Annotated in this window: 10 protein-coding genes; 6 read left to right on the top strand and 4 right to left on the bottom strand. The window is 71.5% G+C overall.

The genetic code is table 11. From position 1 onward, the window contains the following. Positions 1–110: 110 nt before the first annotated feature. Entirely contained in the window at positions 111–1091 is a 981-nt protein-coding gene (locus OHS82_RS03425) for a helix-turn-helix domain-containing protein (RefSeq protein WP_057574880.1), read from the bottom strand. A 239-nt stretch (positions 1092–1330) separates the two neighbouring features. On the opposite strand from OHS82_RS03425, the gene OHS82_RS03420 reads away from it, so the two are divergent. Beyond that, on the top strand, positions 1331–1678 hold the full coding sequence (locus OHS82_RS03420; RefSeq protein ID WP_057574881.1) for a hypothetical protein: 348 nt from the start codon (positions 1331–1333) through the stop codon (positions 1676–1678). Positions 1679–1730: 52 nt separating this feature from the next. On the opposite strand, the gene OHS82_RS03415 is transcribed toward OHS82_RS03420, so the two are convergent. From OHS82_RS03415 to OHS82_RS03405, 3 genes are read right to left on the bottom strand one after another with little or no spacing between them, the layout of a single operon-like run. Then, entirely contained in the window at positions 1731–6065 is a 4335-nt protein-coding gene (locus OHS82_RS03415) for a non-ribosomal peptide synthetase (RefSeq protein WP_328433233.1), read from the bottom strand. Beyond that, positions 6065–7609, bottom strand: a complete 1545-nt coding sequence (locus OHS82_RS03410) for an AMP-binding protein (protein WP_328433232.1) — start codon at positions 7607–7609, stop codon at positions 6065–6067. Before OHS82_RS03410 ends, OHS82_RS03415 begins: the two co-directional genes overlap by 1 nt. A 23-nt stretch (positions 7610–7632) precedes the next feature. Then, entirely contained in the window at positions 7633–7887 is a 255-nt protein-coding gene (locus OHS82_RS03405) for an acyl carrier protein (RefSeq protein WP_328433231.1), read from the bottom strand. Between the two features lie 339 nt (positions 7888–8226). Between OHS82_RS03405 and OHS82_RS03400 the strand changes: the two genes are divergently transcribed. The 5 genes from OHS82_RS03400 to OHS82_RS03380 all read left to right on the top strand — a co-directional run bounded on the left by OHS82_RS03400 (position 8227) and on the right by OHS82_RS03380 (position 18366). Then, complete coding sequence (locus OHS82_RS03400) at positions 8227–8448, top strand: hypothetical protein (protein WP_157876255.1); 222 nt, start codon at positions 8227–8229, stop codon at positions 8446–8448. 89 nt (positions 8449–8537) lie between these two features. Beyond that, complete coding sequence (locus tag OHS82_RS03395; RefSeq protein ID WP_057574885.1) at positions 8538–8777, top strand: MbtH family protein; 240 nt, start codon at positions 8538–8540, stop codon at positions 8775–8777. Beyond that, the gene (locus tag OHS82_RS03390) at positions 8774–16720 is read left to right on the top strand and encodes a non-ribosomal peptide synthetase (protein WP_328433230.1); all 7947 of its coding nucleotides are present in this window, start codon (positions 8774–8776) and stop codon (positions 16718–16720) included. Before OHS82_RS03395 ends, OHS82_RS03390 begins: the two co-directional genes overlap by 4 nt. Positions 16721–16825: 105 nt before the next feature. Continuing rightward, the gene (locus OHS82_RS03385) at positions 16826–17809 is read left to right on the top strand and encodes a TauD/TfdA family dioxygenase (RefSeq protein ID WP_057574887.1); all 984 of its coding nucleotides are present in this window, start codon (positions 16826–16828) and stop codon (positions 17807–17809) included. After that, positions 17806–18366 (top strand): DUF6817 domain-containing protein, encoded by a 561-nt coding sequence (locus tag OHS82_RS03380; protein WP_328433229.1) that lies wholly within the window; start codon positions 17806–17808, stop codon positions 18364–18366. Before OHS82_RS03385 ends, OHS82_RS03380 begins: the two co-directional genes overlap by 4 nt. Positions 18367–18376: the final 10 nt, after the last annotated feature.

Here is an 18376-nt window from a genome sequence, read left to right as displayed (position 1 = left end):
CATGACTGTCGCCTCGACGAGAATGAACGTGCCGTTGACGTAGGACATGCCGGTCGCCACCTCCCCACGGGCCGAGGCCTGGCGTTGAGCCGGACCTCGGCTGTGGCGCGTCAGAGCCAGCCCAGGCGAACGGCTTCGGCGCCGGCCTGGAAGCGGCTCTGGGCGTTGAGCCTTTTGAGCATGTCCGCCATCAGCCGGCGGACCGTGCGGATGGAGACGCCCAGCTTGCGTGCGATGCCCTCGTCGGTGCAACCCTCCTCCAGCATCTTCAGGATCGCCAGATCGCGGTCGCTGGGCCCCTCGCAGTCGAGGACCGGGACGTCGCCGAGCGGGGTGGCGCGGTCCCAGACGAGATCGAACAGGTCGTTGAGGGCCGCGACCACGCTGGAGAGGTGGATGACGAACGCGCCCTCCTGGCTGGCTTCCCGGTTCACCGGAATGACGGCGATGGAGCGGTCGCACAGGATCAGGCGCATGGGCAGCGAGGGGACCGTACGCGTCTGGCCTCCCTGCGCCGTGAACCATGTGGCGTACTCCACCGTGGGGTGGTCGTTGCGCACGCTGTCCAGGTGAACCGTCTGCATGCGCACGCCACGTGCCAGAGTGTCCTCGTCCAGCGGACGAGCCGCCTCCAGTGCTCCCGGGCTCAGCGCGCCACTGGGCATGAAGGCCCGGACCTCGAAGGTGGCGCTCTGGGCGAGTTCGCGGAGACGGATGCGGACGCTGTCCAGGCCCTCCAGACGTTCCAGGCCCGGCGCTCCCGCCTGGAGACGCAGCGCGGCGTACTCGGCGGCCAGTGCCGCCACCGTCGACCGGTCACGGGAGAGCTTGGCCCGCTGCTCGTCGAGCTCGGCCTCCCTGCGCTCGAAGACAGGCTTGAGTTCGATCTCGGGGTTGGTGGGGACGAAGCGACCGGCGTCCGCGCCGGGGCGCAGCAGGGACATCGACGCGAGCCGGTCGAGTGCCGCGCGGACCTCTTCCTCCGGCAGGCCGAGGTACTCTTGTACGTCGCCTATGTTCCAGCCCGGATGGAGCAGAAGTGTGCGGTAGACGTTCTGATCCCTCGTGGCCAGCTCGACGCTTTCCAGCATGGCAGTATCCCCCATTCCCGCGGCGGATCGAGTGCTGCGGTTCCGCCGCATCATACTGTCCGTCATGTTCTGATCAACATGAGTGATCGATTCCTCGCCACGTGACGCCCCATGTGGCGCCGCACGGGACTCAGTGGTCGTCCCGCGGTTGTAACGGCGCGGTGGCATATCCATGTCATGTCCGCAAGAAGTCGAGCCCGCGGCCTGTCCAGGAGCTCACAGATGCGTATGTTCTTCGCATGTACGCCATCAAGGTTGTCCTTCAGCCGGATCGGCAGGCCGCCTCTGGAGCTGCGCAGCAGCTCTGTGGCATGGCATCCGAACGGATCCGGCGTGATGCGCAGCCGGGGGTGGAACATGTCAGCCTCGTCCCCAGTCCGCCCTTGTTGATGGCCATGACCTTCGTGACGGCCGCCAACCTCCTGGAGGCCGAGAAGGTGGCCGCCGGTGCCTGGGTGGAGTGGCTCGACCGGACCTGGTTCGCAGGCTGGCGGCTGACCTCGTGCACGGCGGATCTGACGCTCGGCGTGTGGGCGGCGTCACAAGCCCCCTTTCAGCCGGACGGCGGTGGGTTCGGGGCCGGTTGAGCCGGCCCCGTGCGCCCTCGACCGCCACGGCCGCCGTGCGCTCAGCGCTTCCTCAATGCGGCGGCGGGAGAAACCCGTCTTTCACGAACGCGTGAACCTGCGCGGCGAAATACTCCCTGCTCATCTCCGGAAGGGTGATGCCGCGCTTCGACAGCACGTCCCAGGTGCCTTCCGCGTCGAATGAGGGGGCGGCATCCCTCATCCCGAGCGATTCCTCCGGTGAGATGAGGGAGAGCAGCGGGAAGGCCGCGTTGGTTTCGTCCTGCGCCAGCGTGTCCCGCCAGGCGGTCAACGAGGTTTCCGTGATCCGGTACCCGATGCCGCACAGCCAGTCCACCGCTGTCGCCAGCTTGAGATTCCGGCCGCCGGCCAGATGGAAGGTGCCGGAGGCCGCTTCCGGCATGAGTGACAGTTCGACCACGCCCTTGCTGACGACGTCGACCGGGACGAGATCGAAGTCGGTCTCCGGGTCGGCCGGAGCCAGTTCGGCCTCGACGCACCCTTTCAGCAGGAGCCAGAGATAGTCGGAGGGCTGGCACAGACCGCGGGCCGTGTCACCGGCGATGCGGGTCGGACGATAGATCGAGACCGGGAGCCCGCGTCTTCTCGCCTCGACCAGCAACATCTCGGCAGCCCATTTGCTCTGCGCATAGCCGTTCCACAGAGTGGCCGCGGGCGGGAGGGGGTCTTCCGGACGGATGTGCGTGCGGCCGGCCAGGTCGCCCGCGTACACGCCCACGGTGGAAATGTGGTGCAGGGGCACCGACCGGGACGAGGCGGCGAGGCGCAGCACCTCGGCCGTGCCGCGCACGTTCGCGTTCTCCAACTGCCGATACGACTGGGTGAGGTTGACGCTCGCTCCGGCGTGGTAGACCGCGTCCACGTGACGGCTCAGACGGGTGAAGGTGTCCTGGGACAGGCCCAGTTGCGGCTGAGCCAGGTCGCCGGGGACCGCCACGACGCGCTCGGTGAAGGCGTCGTCCCACAGTTGGTAGTGCTCGAGTGCCGCGCGTATCCGCTTCGTTCCCGACCCGGTTCCACTCGCCCGCACCAGGCAGTGCACGGTGGCCGGGGTGGCGGTGAGCAGCTGGCGGAGCAGGAAGGCTCCCAGGAAGCCCGTCGCCCCGGTCAGCAGTAGGTGTTCGGGCTCGCGTGTGACCCGTACGACGGTGGCCGTGGGTGTGATCGTGGGGTCGAGTCCGGCGTCCGGCAGCGGATCGGGCGTCACCGGCGGTGCGCCGTCGGCGAGCACTCCCGCCAAGCGCGCGACCGTCGGAGCGGCGAACACCGATCCGAGGGTGAGCTGGACCCCCCACTCCTCGCGGATCCTGAGCAGCAGTCGGACGGCCAGGACCGAATTGCCGCCCAGAGCGAAGAAGTCGTCGTCCGGCCCGATACGGTCGGCTCCCAGGAGTTCGCTCCAGAGCGCCGCCACTCGGCGCTCCGTGGCGTCGAGGCCGCGTGTGGCGTCCTCCGCGGCGGAGCGCCGGTCGCGAGGTGCCGGGGGCCGCAGGGCGGCGCGGTCCACTTTGCCGCTGGGGGTCAGGGGAAAGGCGGGCACCGCGAGGCACACGGAGGGAACCAGGTGCTCGGGAAGCCGGCTCCGCAGGGTGCGGCGCAGTTCCCGCGCGTCGGGGGCGGCACTGCCTGCGGGTATGTAGTGGGCTATCAGCCGTTTGTCGTGGACGACGGTGGCGTCGACCGTCACGACCGCGTCGGTGACGCCGGGGACCGATTTCACCGCGGCTTCGACCTCGCCGCATTCCACTCGGTGGCCGCGGATCTTCACTTGTCCGTCTCGTCGTCCCGCGAATGCGATCGTGCCGTCGGGCCGGAACCTCCCCAGGTCGCCACTGCGGTACAGGCGGCCGGCGCCGGGATCGTGGGGGTCTTGGACGAACCGTTGGCGTGATGCGTCGGGACGTGCCAGGTAACCGGTCGCGACGCTTTCTCCCCCGATGCAGATCTCGCCCACCGCTCCGGGGGGAAGGAGCCGGAGCCGGTCGTCGAGGACACGGATTCGAGCTCCGGGCACCGGGCGGCCGATGCTCGGGCGGTCCGGCCATGCGGAGGGGTCGCCGGAGAGGCGTTCGGCGGTGACCACGTGCGTCTCAGTGGGACCGTACTGGTTCTCCAGCGAAGCACTGGTGCGGTGTGTGAAGAAGTCCCTGATCGCCGGGGTGACGAACAACTGCTCGCCGGCGCAGATCACTTCGCGCAGGGACGGCCCGTGCCAGTCGTCGGCGGCGGCGTACTCGGCGATCTGCTGGAGGGCCACATAGGGAAGGAAGAGGCGTTCGACCGCCGCTGTCCGGATCAGCGCGAGCAGTCGGGCCGGGTCGCGTCGCACCTCGTTGTCGACGAGCACGAGGGTGCCGCGTGCCGCCCAGGTACTGAACAGTTCCTGGAAGGCGACGTCGAAGCTGAGCGGCGCGAACTGGGCGGTCGTGGCTCCCCGCGCGGACCGGAGCGACTGCCACTGGACGAGGTTGGCCAGCGACCGGTGGGGCATCACGACGCCCTTGGGCCGGCCCGTTGACCCGGACGTGTACAGGAGATAGGCCGGGTCTTCCGGGTGAACGTCCGGCAGGCCCGGTCGGAGGCCGGGTGCCGTCGGCCGGTGTTCGTCCAGCAGCAGTGGGGGCACGTCCGGCAGCCGGGTGATGTGGTGCTGGAGCCGGCTGCTGGTCAAGACGGCGCCGCAGCGGCTGTCGCGGAGCATGAACGTGATCCGCTCGGCGGGATAGGCCGGGTCGAGGGGCACGCAGCAGCAGCCGGCCTTCAGCACGGCCAGGACCGCGATCGGCAGTCGGACCGTCCGTTCCAGCAGAACGCCGACGCGGTCACCGGGGTGCGCCACGGTCAGCAGGTGCGCGGCCAGCGCGTCGGATTCGGCTTCGAGCTGTGCGTAGGTGAGGTGGTCGCGGCCGTGGACGACCGCCGTCAGATCAGGTGCCGACCGGGCGGACCGGGCCACGGCAAGGTGGGCCGGTGACGGGGTCCCCCTCGGGGACGGCCCGTCCGCCCATGTGTCGAGCAGGGACCTGTCGGCGGCGGTGGTCACCGCGAGGTCTCCCACCGCGCGGGCCGGGTCGTCCGCCGCGTCGAGCAGCAAGAGCCGCAGGCGTTCGACCAGTTGGCGGGCGGTCTCAGGGGAGAAGAGGTCCTCGGCGTACTCCAGCCGCCCGAGCCAGCCGTCGCGTGCCGGGATCAGGTGGAAGAAGACGTCGAACTTCGCAGTCCCGTCGTGCGGGTAGAGCCGCTCGGCCTGCGCGCCGGGCAGGGACAGTCCCGGAGCGGGTGCGTCGTCCACGGTCAGGACGACTTGGAAGAGGGGGGGACGAGAACGGCTGCGCGGCGCTCCCGTCTGCTGGACCAGCATGGTGTAGGGCACGTCCTTGTGCGCGGTGACGGAGCGGACCGTCTCCTTCGTGTGCAGGACGAGTTCACCGAACGACCGCGCCGGCTCGACGGTCTGCCGCAGTGGCATGACGTCCGTCAGGCAGGCGATCATCGGTTCCAGCTCGGGGCCGTCGCGTCGCGACACCGGGGTTCCCAGGACGACGTCCTGCTGACCGTGCCTGGCGAGCAAGGCGGTGACGGCGGCGGCGTACACGACGAACGGTGTGGCCTTGAACCGCCGGCCCAGGCCTCGCAGTCGGCGCGTGAGGTCCGCGTCGAGAGCGAACTCGACCAGGCCGCCGCGGTGGCTGAGAACCTCGGGGCGGGGGTGATCCAGGGGAAAGGTCGACTCCGACGGCGCGTCGGCCAGGGTGGGCTTCCAGTAGGCGTCGACGACTTCCCGCAGTCCCGCGGACGTTCGCTGCCGCAGTGCCCACGGACCGAACTGGAGGGGCGGTTCGGGGCGTTCGGGGGCGCGTTCCGTCAGTGCCGCGCCGTAGAGGTCGCTGAACTCCTCGTCGAGCAGGTGCAGTGCCCATCCGTCGACGACCGCGTGGTGGACGGCCACCGCCAGCACGGCATCCCCTTCGCCGACCTCCAGCAGGCAGGCGCGCAGCAGCGGAGGCTCATCCAGCGGGAGGGGCCGGGACACCACCTCACGTATCGCTGCCTGCAGGTCCGCGGGGGACACCCGGCACCGAGTGAGGGGCACCGGCATGGGGGGCAGGACTTCCTGGCGGGCCCGGTTTCCGTGGATGTGGAGTCGGCTGCGCAGGGATTCGTGCCGGCGCACGATGCCGGTCAGGGCCTGCTGCGCGGCAGCCGCGCTGAAGTCGCCCCGGATGCGGTGGACCCACGATTCCACGTACAGCCCGGTGCTGTCGCCGACGGCATCGGTGAGCCAGATCGACTCCTGCTCGTACGACATCGGGTAGGTGACTGTGGAGGGCTCGGGGTGTGCGTGCCCGGGGAGGCTGGTGGTCATCACGAGTTCCTGTTCACGGGGCTGGTGGTGACGGGCACGGCCGGGTACGCCTGCAGGGCCGCGTGGTCGATCTTCCCGTTCGCGGTGAGGGGGAGTTCCGGCACCGGGCGGGCCACGTGCGGCACGAGGTGGGCGGGAAGCAGTGTCGCCAGCTCGCTGCGGAGTGCGGACGGCCGCAGGTCCCGGCTGCCGGGGCCGGGTGCCGGGTCGACGGTGTAGAACACGGCCAGTCGGGTGCCGCTTCCGAGGTGGTCCGCGGTGGCCGCGACGACGCAGTCGCGCACGCCGGGGATGCTCCGCCCCGCCTCCTCGATCTCCTCCGGGTCGACGCGGTGGCCTGCGATCTTCATCTGGCGATCGGACCGGCCGCGGAAGTGGAGCACGCCGCGGTGGTCCGTCCGCCCGAGGTCGCCGGTCCGGTAGATCCTCGTCGGAAGGCTCCCGATCGGGACGACGGGAAAGCTGCGTGCGCTGAGCTCGGGGGCTCCCAGGTACTCCCGTGCCAGACCGTCGCCCGAGATGCAGATCTCCCCCGTCGCGCCGGGAGTCACCGGCGTGTTCCCGGACAGGACGTGGATCTCCGTACCCGGTATCGCGGTGCCCAGCGGCACACCGTCCGGGGCCGCGCAGTCACCGGCGGTGACCCTGTGGACGGAGGCGAACACGCAACTCTCCACCGGGCCGTAGCAGTTCGTCAGAGGCAGGTCGGGGTACGCGGTCAGGAAGCGGCGGGCCGGACCGGCCAACAGGCGTTCGCCACCGGTGAGGACGTCGCTCAGCCCCTGGAAGGCTCCGAGGTCCTCCTCCACGAAGAGGTGGAACAGGGACGTGGTCAGGAAGACGGTGCTGACGTCGGCCTCGCGCACCAGGGCGCGGAGCGTGGACGGAAGAAGGCGGGCGGACGGGACCACGACGCAGGTTCCCCCCGCGGTGAGCGTCCCCCACACCTCCAGCGAGAAGGCGTCCCAGGAGGCCGGCGCAGCCTGTGCTGTGACGCGTCCGGGCCCCGACCAGAGGGCCGTCGTCGGCGTCAGTCGCGTGGTCGCCCGGTGCGGGGAGACCACGGCCTTGGGCCGGCCGGACGTACCCGACGTGAAGAAGACCGTGGCCGGATCGCCCGGTGCGACGTCGATCCGCGGAAGGACGTCCGAACAGGTGCCGGCCGGCCGTCGCGGCGGGCCGGCCGGCGGCGCCCAGGTGGGCGACGAGGCACCCGGCAGCGGGTCGCGGGTGACGACCAGGGGCGGATCGATGAGGTCCAGCAGGGCGCGTACGCGTGCCGGTGGCCAACGGACGTCCAACGCGGCATAGGCGGCCCCGCACTTGAGAATCCCGAGCAGCACGGCGACGAGCTGTGCCGACCGTGGCAGGACGACCGGGATCAGGCGTCCCGGGCCGGCACCTCGTTCACGCAACCGCAGAGCGAGGACTTCGGACGCGGCGTCGAGGTCCGCGTAGCTGATGCGTTCGTCCCCTTCGACCAGGGCGACGGCGTCCGGATCGTGTCGCGCGTGGTAGCTCACCGCCTCGTGAATCAGGGCCATCTCTCTCATCGGATGATTCGCGGTCACTTGTTTTTCCGGGCGGCCACCTCGTCGGCGAACTGGCCGATCGTGTCGCTGTCGAGCAGCGCCTCGGGGGCGATCTCCACACCCGTCTCCTTGTGAATGCGGATGCAGATCCGCATGGCTGTCAGCGATGAGCCGCCGAAGTCGTGGAAACTGTCCACAGGCGTGACGGGACCGGCCCGCAGCGCCTCCTCCACGACACCGACGACCCAGAGCTCGACGGCCCTCTCGGACAGGCCTGTTGAGATGAACATTGGCTTACTCCTGAAGGTTCGTGAAGCTTCGGGACGGGAAACCGGAGTGGGTGGCCGAGGTGTGACTGCGGAAAAACGGGTGGCCCGGCCCCAGTGGCGAACATATGGGCTGGGCCCGGCCGGCGGGACCTGATGGGCCGGGCCGCTTGAGGTCATGACACCGAACGGTCAGCAGCGCGTTCGGTGTCCCCGGCTGGCCGCTGTAGGCCATGTCCGCCACCTGCCATCGGAGATCGCTGGCACGGGGCCCGCTGTCGGGCCAGGCTCTAGCGAGTCGACCGGAACTGCCTTCCCCACGAAGGCTGGGGGCCTCCGGAAGGACGCAATTCCCTCTCTGCGATGTCGCGCTCCCGTCCGCGCTGCTTCGGCACGCCCGAAAACTGTGAGGTTGAGATGACTCTTTGTATCAAGAAGGCCTTCGGAGTGACTCTCCTCTCCGTGCTTTTCAGCCTTCCCGTGATATCCGCCGCGCAGGCGACCGAGGCCGGCGCCGCGACCGGTCACGAAGTGTCCGTTCAGGACACCACGTCGTCGGTTCCCGACAACTGGGCGTGGGACTGAGCCTGCGGACTCCACTCGGGTCCACTCCCCGCAAGCGGATCGACGTGCTGCTCATCGAGAAAAGAACCCAGCGTAAAGAGTGAGGCGTGATGTCGAATTCCCTCGACGACCCGAATGGACGTTTCTTCGTGGTGGTGAACGCCGAAGGCCAGTATTCGCTGTGGCCCGGGTCTGCTCAGGTGCCTGCCGGTTGGACGGTTTCCCACGGTGTCGCCGACCGCGCGTCCTGCATCGACTTCATCAACGCGAACTGGACGGACATGCGACCGCTGAGCCTGGTCGCCCACATGGCGCGGACCGCGTCGTCCGAGAAGGAATCCGCCCGATGAGCGCCACGGGCCCCGCACGGCAGGCCGTCTCGCAGGCCCGTCTCGACGCCATGTCCCCCGCGAAGCGGGCGCTACTCGCCAAGCGCCTCGCCGGACGGGGCGCCCGGACCGCCGACTCCGTCGTCCCCGTGCCCCGCGACGGGCAGCTCGCGGTGTCGGCCGCACAGCGACGCCTGTGGTACATGGACCAGCTCAGCCCGGGCAGCGCGGTCTTCAACCTGTCCGTGGCGCTGCGGCTCACCGGTCCGCTCAAGACCGAGGTGCTGCAGACGGCGGTGCGGCAGGTGTTCGCACGGCACGAGTCGCTGCGGACCGTGTTCCCGGCCCCCGGCGGCAGCCTGGTGCAGCGGATCCTGCCGGAGATCAAGGCCGGCCTCACGCCCGTCGTCCTGATGGACGACGCGGACGCCGGGGCGGGGCTCGTCGCGGCGCTCGAGGCGGAGGCGGCCCGGCCGTTCTCGCTCGAACACGGGCCGCTCGCCCGCGTCCGGCTCTTCCAGTGCGACCCCGCGGAGCACGTCCTCCTCCTCGTCATCCACCACAGCGTGTGCGACGGCTGGTCGATGAGCATCGTGATCGACGAGCTGATGAAGCTCTACGCGGCCGGTGTCCGGGGCGGCGAGGCCGAACTCGAGCCGCTGCGGGTGCAGTACGCCGACTACACGGCCTGGGAGGCCGAGCCGAAGCGCGAGGACGAACTCGCTCCGCAGCTCGACTACTGGCGGCGGACGCTGCGGGGGGCGCCCGCGACCGTCGACCTGCCGATCGACCGGCCCAGGGCCGCGGTGCAGAGCTTCCGCGGCGCGCTGCACCGGTTCACGCTGCCCTCGGGGACCTGGTCGGCCGTGCAGGACGTCGCCCGCGCCGAGCAGGCGACCCCGTTCATGGTGCTGCTCGCGGCCTTCGCCGCGCTGCTGTCCCGATGTTCCACGCAGGGCGAGGTCACGGTCGCGACGCCCGTCGCGAACCGGCCGCTGGACGAGATTCAGAACGTGGTCGGCTTCTTCGCGAACTCCATCGCCCTCAGGCTGGACACCTCGGGCGACCCCGCCTTCCGCGAACTCGTCGGCCGGGTCCGCGACGTGACCCAGGAGGGCCTCGCCCGCAGCGGCGTCCCCTTCGACCGCGTCGTCGAGGCCGTCGACCCGGCGCGCAGCCTCGCCCATGCGCCGATGGCCCAGGTGAGCTTCGCGCTGCTGGACGACCAGGCCATGGACGACACGGTCGGCGAACTGCGGGTCACCACCGTCGACCACCACACCGGTACGGCGAAGTACGACCTGACGCTGGAGCTGTGGCCGGACGGCGCGGGCGAACTGCACGGCACCCTCGAGTACGCCACCGACCTCTTCGACCCGAGGACCGTCACCGAGCTGGTCCGGCGCTTCGGCACGCTGCTCGGGCACCTCGCCCATGAGCCCGGTACGACCGTCGGACACGCCCCTCTCCTGTCCGACGAGGAGGCCCGGCGGATCGAGGAGGCCCTGCGCACCGCCGACGAGCCGATGCCGTTCGACGGGCGGTGCGTGCACGAGGAGTTCGAGCGCCAGGTACGCCGTACGCCGGACCTGCCCGCGCTCGTCGACGGTGAGCGCACCCTGACCTTCGGCGAGCTGGACGAGCGGGCGGACCGGTTCGCGCGGCTGCTGCGTGGGGCGGGCGCCGGGAGCGGGGCGCGCGTGGCACTCTGCCTCGAGCGGGGCGTCGACCTCGTCGCCGGCGTACTCGGGACGCTGAAGGCCGGCGCCGTCTGCGTGCCCGTCGACCCTGCCCACCCGGTGGGCGTGATCGCGCGCCTGCTGGACGACGCCGACGTGACGGTCCTCCTGACGAGCGCGCGCCACGCCGGCGCACTCCCCGCAGGGCGGCCGCGGGTGCTGGTCGAGGAGGACCCCGACGGGCCGGCCCCGGCGGGCGGCTCGGCGCGGCCGCTTCCCGAGAGCGCGAGCTGTGTCCTGTACGACCCCGGTGTCACGTCGCGGCCCGAGGGGCTCGTTGTGACCCACCGCAGCCTCGCGCACCACTGTGCCGCAGGCGGCGCCCCCGCGGGCTTCGTCCTGGCCGTCGCCGATGTCCTCGGCACGCTGCTCTCGGGCCGTACGGCGCACTTCACGGCCGAGGCCCCCGCCGCGGGCGGGACCGACGGCGCTCCTGGCCCCGGCACCCGCTTCCACGTCCTCGACGGGGCCCTCAGGCCTGCCGCCCCCGGGACCGTCGGCGAGCTCTGGCTGGGCGGCGCCGGTGTCGCCCTCGGCTACTGGCACCGGCCGGACCTGACGGCGCAGCGGTTCCTGCCCGACCCGTTCAGCGAGGCGCCGGGCGCCCGGCTGCACCGCACCGGCGATCTCGTCCGGGTCGGCCCGGACGGCGCCGTCGAGTACGTGGGGCGCGTGGACGACCGGGTACGCGTCGCCGGGCAGCTCACGGAACCGGCGCAGGCCAGGGCCGTGCTGGAGCGGCTCCCGGAGGTGCGCGAGGCCGTCGTGGCGCCGCGCACCGACCTGCCCGGCGGGACCGCGCTCGTCGCCTACGTCGCCGTGCCGGACACCGCGGCCCATGACGCAGGCGACGGCACCGCCGCCACCACGGCGGACGCCCTGCGCGCCGCCCTGGCCCGAGAGATCCCCGCCCGCACCGTCCCGGAGCACCTCGTCGTGCTGGACGCCCTGCCGCGTACCTCCGACGGCGAGATCGACTGGCCCGCCTTCCCCCACCCCACGGTCGCCGGCGGCGCCGTACCGGACGGTGCGGCGGACGTGCCCAGGACACCGCTCGAGCGGACCGTCGCCGAGGTCTGGGGTCAGGTGCTCGGACTGCCCGAGGTCGGGAGGGACGCCGGCTTCCTCGCACTCGGCGGGCATTCGCTGCTGGCGACACAGGCCGTCGCCCGCCTGCGGGACGCGCTCGGCCTGGACATCCCCCTGCGGGTCTTCCTGCGGGCCTCGTCCCTGGCGGACCTGGCGGCGCGGATCGAGGGCCTCGGCGGCGAGCCGCGGCGGCGGCGGGTCGTGCCCACACCGCGCACCACACCCGCGCCCCTGTCGTATGCGCAGGGCAGGCTCTACTTCCTGAGCCGTCTCGCGGAGGACAGCTCGTTCTACAACGTGCCCATCGCCCTGCGGCTGGACGGCGCGCTGGACCGGGCCGCGCTGCGGCAGGCGTTCGCGGCGCTGTGGGCCCGGCACGACGGGCTGCGGACGTACTTCCCCTCCTTGGACGGCGAGCCGATGCAGGCGATCCTGCCGGCCCGGCATGTGCCCTTCGACGAGGTGAACCTGGAGGGGGAGGCACAGCAGCGGGCGCTCGTCGACGAACTCGTGGACGTGGAGTCCCGTACCCCCTTCGATCTGAGCGAAGGCCCCCTGTTGCGCGGCAGGCTGCTGTGCCTCGCGCCGGACGCACACGTGCTCGTGATGACCCTGCACCACGCGGTCTCGGACGGCTGGTCGGTCGCCATCGTGCTCGACGAACTCGTCGCCCTCTACCGCGCCTTCCGCGAGGGTGAGCCCTCGCCGCTGAAGCCGGTGCCGCTCACGTACGTCGACTACACGCGCTGGCAGCGGTCGTGGCTCAAGGGCGCGGAGCTGGACTCCCAGCTCACCTACTGGAAGCGGACGCTCGCGGACGTACCCATGTTGGAGCTGCCGACCGACCGGCCGCGGCCCGCGGCGCAGAGCTTCCGGGGCGCACGCCACGAGATGCGCTGGGGTCCGGAGTTGTCACGGTCCGTCACCGAACTCGCCCGCCGCGAGGGCGTGACGCCGTTCATGGTGCTGCTCGCCGGGTTCGATGTGCTGATGGCCCACTCCAGCGGACAGCGGGACATCACCGTCGGCACCCCTGTGGCGGGCCGCACCATGACCGAACTGGAGCCGCTGGTCGGCTTCTTCGCCAACACCCTCGCCCTGCGCGTCGACCTGTCCGGCGATCCGACCTTCGCCGAACTCCTGGAGCGGGTGAGGGAGAGGGCGCACGGTGCCTACGCCCATCAGGACGTGCCGTTCGAGATGGTGGTGGACGCCGTCGCGCCGCAGCGCAGCCTCAGTCATTCGCCGCTGTTCCAGGTCCGCTTCGCCCTGCAGAACCAGAACGACGTACTGCCCGACCCCGGCGACGGGCTGACGCTCACCGAGCTGGAGGGCGAGCAGCACACCGCCCGCTTCGACCTGGTCGTCGACCTGTGGGAGACGGAGCGCGGGCTCGAAGGCCAGGCGGAGTACAGCACGGACCTGTTCGACGCGGACACCGTCGCGCGGATGATGGACCGCTTCGAGACGCTCCTCGAACGGCTGGTCGCCGATCCACGGCAGAGGGTCCTAGGCGACCTGGACCTTCTCACCGAGGAGGAGCGGCGCCGCATCGACGCGCTGAGCCGGGGACCCGAGCTGCCGGCGGACGCCGACGCGCGCACCTTCGTCGCGCGCTTCGTCGAACAGGCCGCTCTGCGCCCCGACGCGCCGGCCGTCACCTGCGGCGACACCACACTCACCTACGGGGAGCTGCGGCGCCGGTCCGGGGCGCTGGCGCGCGTGCTCGCCGCCGCCGGCGTCGGGCCCGGGGCGACCGCGGCCGTGTACCTCGACCGGGGCGTGGAGTTCCTGGTCGCCGCGCTGGCCGTGATGGAGGCGGGCGGCGCGTACGTGCCGCTGGACCCGGCGTATCCGGCGCAGCGCCGCGCGGCGATCGTCGCCGACGCGCGGCCCGCGCTGACCGTCACCTCGCGGGCGCTGGCCGGTTCGGCCGGCGAGGCACCGGGCGGGCTGCTGGTGCTGGAGGACGTCGAGGCCGAGATGCCGGTCCTGACCGACCCGGCGCCGCTGGTGGACCTCTCACCCGATCTGCCCGCCTACGTCGTCTACACCTCCGGCACGAAGGGCCTGCCCAAGGGCGTCGTGCTGTCCCACCGCGGCCTGGCCGGGTACGTGCAGGCACTGCCGGAAGCCGTGGGGCTGCCCGCGGAACCGGTGTACCTGCACACCGCGTCGTTCGGCTTCTCGTCGTCCGTACGGCAGTTCGCGGTGCCCCTCGCGCACGGCGGCCATGTCGTCGTCGCCGACCGCGACGTCATCGCCTCGCCCGAGACGCTGCTGGCGTATGCCGCCGGACACGGGGTGCAGGTGCTGGACCTCGTACCGTCCTACCTGCGGGTCGTCCAGCCGGCGCTGGCGCAGCACGGGGGATGGCGGCCCGAGCTCGTGCTCACCGCGAGCGAACCGCTGCTGTACGACCTGCCCGAGGAGCTGCGTGCGGCGCCGGGCGCCACGCCGCGGCTGGTCAACATGTACGGCCAGACCGAGACCACCGGCATCGTCGCGGCCGCGCCGGTCGCGGACGAGCGGGAGGGCCGTGGCGCGGTGGTACCGCTCGGGCGCCCCATCGGCGGTGCGCGGGTGCACGTCCTGGACGGGCGGCTGCGGCCGGTGCCCGTCGGGCACGAGGGCGAGATCGTCGTCGGCGGGACCGGCCTCGCGCTCGGCTACCTCGGCGACCCGGCGCTCACGGCCGAACGTTTCGTCCCCGACCCCTACGGGGCCGAGGGCAGCCGGCTCTACCGCACCGGCGACCGGGGGCGGTTGCTGCCCGACGGCAAGGTGGAGTTCCTCGGCCGGATCGGCGACCAGGTGAAGATCCGGGGTCACCGGGTGGAGCTGGCGGAGGTCGCCTCGGTGCTGTCCGCGTGCGACGGGGTCGCCGAGTGCGCCGTGCTGTGCGTGGCGGACGGCCCTGACGAGCGTCGGCTGGTCGGCCACGTGGCGCTGTCCTCGGGCAGCGGCGCGACGGCCGAGAGCCTGCGGGCCGCGCTGCGCGAGAAGCTGCCCGACTACATGATCCCGACCCTGGTCCTGCTCGACGCCCTGCCCCGGCTGCCCAACGGGAAGGTCGACCGTGGCGCGCTGGCCACGACCACGGCACCACCGGTCACGGCACGCGCCACGGCCCCGAGCAGCCGCGCCGAGGAGACACTCGCGGGGATCTGGCGGGACGTGCTGCGGCTGTCCGTGGTGGGGCCGGACGATGATTTCTTCGCGCTGGGCGGTGATTCGCTGCATGTGATTCGTGTGGTGGACCGGGCGCGCAAGGCGGGGATCGCGGTGACGCCGGCGCAGTTCATCGCACACCCCACCATCGCCGGGCTGGCGAAGGTGGCCGGCGGCGGGCGGCGTGAGCGGGCCGAGGAGACACTCGCGGGGATCTGGCGGGACGTGCTGCGGCTGTCCGTGGTGGGGCCGGACGATGATTTCTTCGCGCTGGGCGGTGATTCGCTGCATGTGATTCGTGTGGTGGACCGGGCGCGCAAGGCGGGGATCGCGGTGACGCCGGCGCAGTTCATCGCACACCCCACCATCGCCGGGCTGGCGAAGGTGGCCGGCGGCGGGCGGCGTGAGCGGGCCGAGGAGACACTCGCGGGGATCTGGCGGGACGTGCTGCGGCTGTCCGTGGTGGGGCCGGACGATGATTTCTTCGCGCTGGGCGGTGATTCGCTGCATGTGATTCGTGTGGTGGACCGGGCGCGCAAGGCGGGGATCGCGGTGACGCCGGCGCAGTTCATCGCACACCCCACCATCGCCGGGCTGGCACAGGTCGCGGGCGCACCGGCGGCGAGCGCCGGCCAGGGTGCCGACACCGGACCGGTTCCGCTGGTGCCCTCCCATCTCGCCTTCCTCGAGCGGGACTTCCCGGACAAGGAGACCTACACCCATCCGTTCATCTTCGAGGCGGTCGCACCCCTCGACCCGAAGCTGGTGGAGCGCGCCGTGGGGTGCGTGCTGGAGCACCACGAGTCGCTGCGCATCTGCTTCCCGAAGGACCAGGGCACCTACCGGGTCCAGGTCCAGGAGCGCTTCGAGCGCACGCCGTTCACCAGCGTCGATCTGTCCGCCCTCGATCCGGCGGCCCAGAAGGTGGCCTTCCAGCGGCTCGACGCGGCACTGCACCGCAAGCTCGACTTCGCCAACGGGCCGCTGCTGCACGTCGCGCTGGTGAAGTTCGGGCCCGACCGGCCGGACACGCTCATCGTCGTCGTCCACCACCAGCTCATGGACAACAGTTCCTGGGACGTCCTGATGGAGGACATCCAGGCCGCCTACACGGCCCTCGCCGCCGGAAATCAGCCGCAGCTGGAGCCGCCGACGTCGTCCTTCGCGGCATGGGCCCGCAACCTCGACAGGCTCGCGCGCTCCCCGGAACTCGACGCGGACGCCGCGTACTGGACCGCGCTGGCGAAGCGGCCCGTGCCGCACTGGCCCCTCGACCACGAGGGCGGAGAGGACTGCATGTCCACCGAGGAGTCGGTGGTCATCGGACTCGATGTCGAGGAGACGGCGGCGCTGCGGCTGGCGATGCGCCGCGCCTACGGCCTGTCGGTCAACGAGGCCCTTCTCGCTGCTACGCTCCGCGGCTTCACCGAGTGGTCGGGCCAGAGTTCGGTCATCGTCGACATGGTCGCCCGCGGCCGCGAGCTCGGTGGCGACGAACTCGACCTCTCGCGCGCCATCGGCCGGTTCTCGATGACCTCGCCGAGGCTGCTCGAGGTGCCCGAGGAAGGCGGTGCCCGCGCGCTGCTCGATTCGGTGGCCGCGCAGCTGGAGGCGGTACCGCGCAAGGGGCTCGGCTTCGGCCTGCTGCGCTACATCGGCGCCCGTCCCGGGGCCGCCGAGGCCCTGGCGCCGCTGGGCAAGCCGCACATCCTGCTCAACAACTGGGGCGACTTCGACAACGTGGTGGAGGAGTCTCCGGTGCTCGGCCCGCCCATCGAGGACGCGTGGCCGATGCCGAAGCTGCAGCGCATGCACCGCCTCATGATCGACTGCCGAGTTTACAGCGGCGCCCTGAGAGTCGGCTTCCGGTTCAGCCGGAACCTCAACGAACGGGCGAGCATCGAGCGCCTCGCCGGCCTGGTGGAGGCCACCCTGCGCACGCTCGTCCGGCCGGAGGGCCGGTGACCCGAGGCGCCGGACCGCACCACGACGGGCCGTACGCCGACGGGCGCCGGCGGCGACCGCACCCGGACGGACCTCCACGACGCGAGAGATTGGAAGACCTGTCACATGCCTGACGTCAAGGAATGGTGCCTGTTCCCCGACCGGGACCGGGTCGCCGTCTACGAAGCGGCCGAGCCGGGCGTCTGTCCCGCCACCTGGGCCGCCGCGAACTCCGAGCGGCTCGACGAACGGCTGCTGAGCGCGGGCGCCTGCCTGCTGCGCGGCTTCGACGCGCCGGACGCCGCCGCGTTCTCCCGGTTCGTCCGGGTGTTCGGCGAGGAGCTCGGGGAGTACACCTACGGCTCCACGCCGCGTAGCAAGGTGGGCGACGTCTACACGTCCACCGAGTACCCGGCGAGCGAGGTGATCCCGCTCCACAACGAGATGAGCTACACCAGCTTCTGGCCGGAGCGGATCTGGTTCTACGCCGCCGTCGCCGCGCCCGTGGGCGGCGAGACCCCGCTCTCCGACAGCCACGCCGTCCACCGGCGCATCCCCGAGGACGTGCGCGAGCGGTTCGAACGCCACGGAGTGCGCTATGTGCGCAACTACCGTGCCGGACTGGGCATTTCGTGGGAGGACGCGTTCGCCACCTCCGACCGCTCGGCCGTGGAGCGCTTCTGCCGTGAGCGCGACATCTCCTACGAGTGGCTCGACGACGGCGCGCTGCGCACCACCGAGATCTGCCAGGCCGTCGCGACCCACCCGGTGACCGGCCGGCCCGGCTGGATGAACCAGGCCCACCTGTTCCACATCTCCAACCTCAAGGAGTCCACCCGCCTGGCGCTGCTGGACCTCATGCCCGAGGCCGACCTGCCCCGCAACGCCTATTACGGCGACGGCAGCCCGATCCTCGACGCCGACCTGGCCGCCGTGCGCGCCGCCTACGACGCGGAGACGCTGGCCTTCCCCTGGCAGCGAGGGGACCTGCTGATGGTCGACAACATGGCGATGGCGCACGGCCGTTCGAGCTTCGAGGGGCCCCGCAAGATCCTCGTGGCCATGACCGGCACCCACGACACCCTCGGCCCCGCGAAGGCCCGCTCGTGACCGCCGCCGTCGGCCACGCCGACAAGATCGCTTTCCTGGAACAGCACGGCACCGACGCCCTCGAGCACTCCGGTGCCGACCTCTTGGCGCATCTGCAGGGCGTCCACGACCTGCTGCGCGCCTGGGGCTGCGGGGAGGCGCTGTGCGACGCCGGACTGTTCCACTCGGTGTACGGCACGGAGATCTTCCCGACCGGCGCCGTACCGCTGGAACTCCGTCCCGAGGTCCGCGAACTGATCGGCGAAGAGGCCGAGTCGCTGGTCCACCTCTTCGGCGCCGTCGCCCGCACCAGCATCTTCGACGCCGCCTTCGACGGGGCGCCGTTCCTGCTGGAGACCCGCACGGGCGAGCACATCGGCGTCACGGACGCGCAGTACGCCGGCCTGGCGACGCTCACCGTGGCCAACTGGCTCGAACAGCGGCCGCGGTTCCCCGAGTCGACGCGGTTCAGCCGGTCCCGCGAGTTCGACGAGATGCGCCGGTATCTGCCGGAGATCGCCCGGCACGCCCTGGAGCAGGCGTACGGATTCGCCCCCCTGTCCCGACCCGCGAACTGAGACGAGTCCG

Source organism: Streptomyces sp. NBC_00425 (assembly GCF_036030735.1).
Lineage (GTDB): Bacteria > Actinomycetota > Actinomycetes > Streptomycetales > Streptomycetaceae > Streptomyces.
The sequence above is the reverse complement of the archived record's forward strand: the minus strand, read 5'-3'. Positions and strand labels throughout refer to the sequence as shown.

Coding starts and splice junctions, on each gene's coding strand:
- OHS82_RS03425 (WP_057574880.1), bottom strand. CDS start 1,091: ATGCTGGAAAGCGTCGAGCTGGCCACGAGGGATCAGAACGTCTACCGC.
- OHS82_RS03410 (WP_328433232.1), bottom strand. CDS start 7,609: ATGGCCCTGATTCACGAGGCGGTGAGCTACCACGCGCGACACGATCCG.
- OHS82_RS03420 (WP_057574881.1), top strand. CDS start 1,331: ATGTACGCCATCAAGGTTGTCCTTCAGCCGGATCGGCAGGCCGCCTCT.
- OHS82_RS03405 (WP_328433231.1), bottom strand. CDS start 7,887: ATGTTCATCTCAACAGGCCTGTCCGAGAGGGCCGTCGAGCTCTGGGTC.
- OHS82_RS03415 (WP_328433233.1), bottom strand. CDS start 6,065: ATGACCACCAGCCTCCCCGGGCACGCACACCCCGAGCCCTCCACAGTC.
- OHS82_RS03400 (WP_157876255.1), top strand. CDS start 8,227: ATGTCGCGCTCCCGTCCGCGCTGCTTCGGCACGCCCGAAAACTGTGAG.
- OHS82_RS03385 (WP_057574887.1), top strand. CDS start 16,826: ATGCCTGACGTCAAGGAATGGTGCCTGTTCCCCGACCGGGACCGGGTC.
- OHS82_RS03395 (WP_057574885.1), top strand. CDS start 8,538: ATGTCGAATTCCCTCGACGACCCGAATGGACGTTTCTTCGTGGTGGTG.
- OHS82_RS03390 (WP_328433230.1), top strand. CDS start 8,774: ATGAGCGCCACGGGCCCCGCACGGCAGGCCGTCTCGCAGGCCCGTCTC.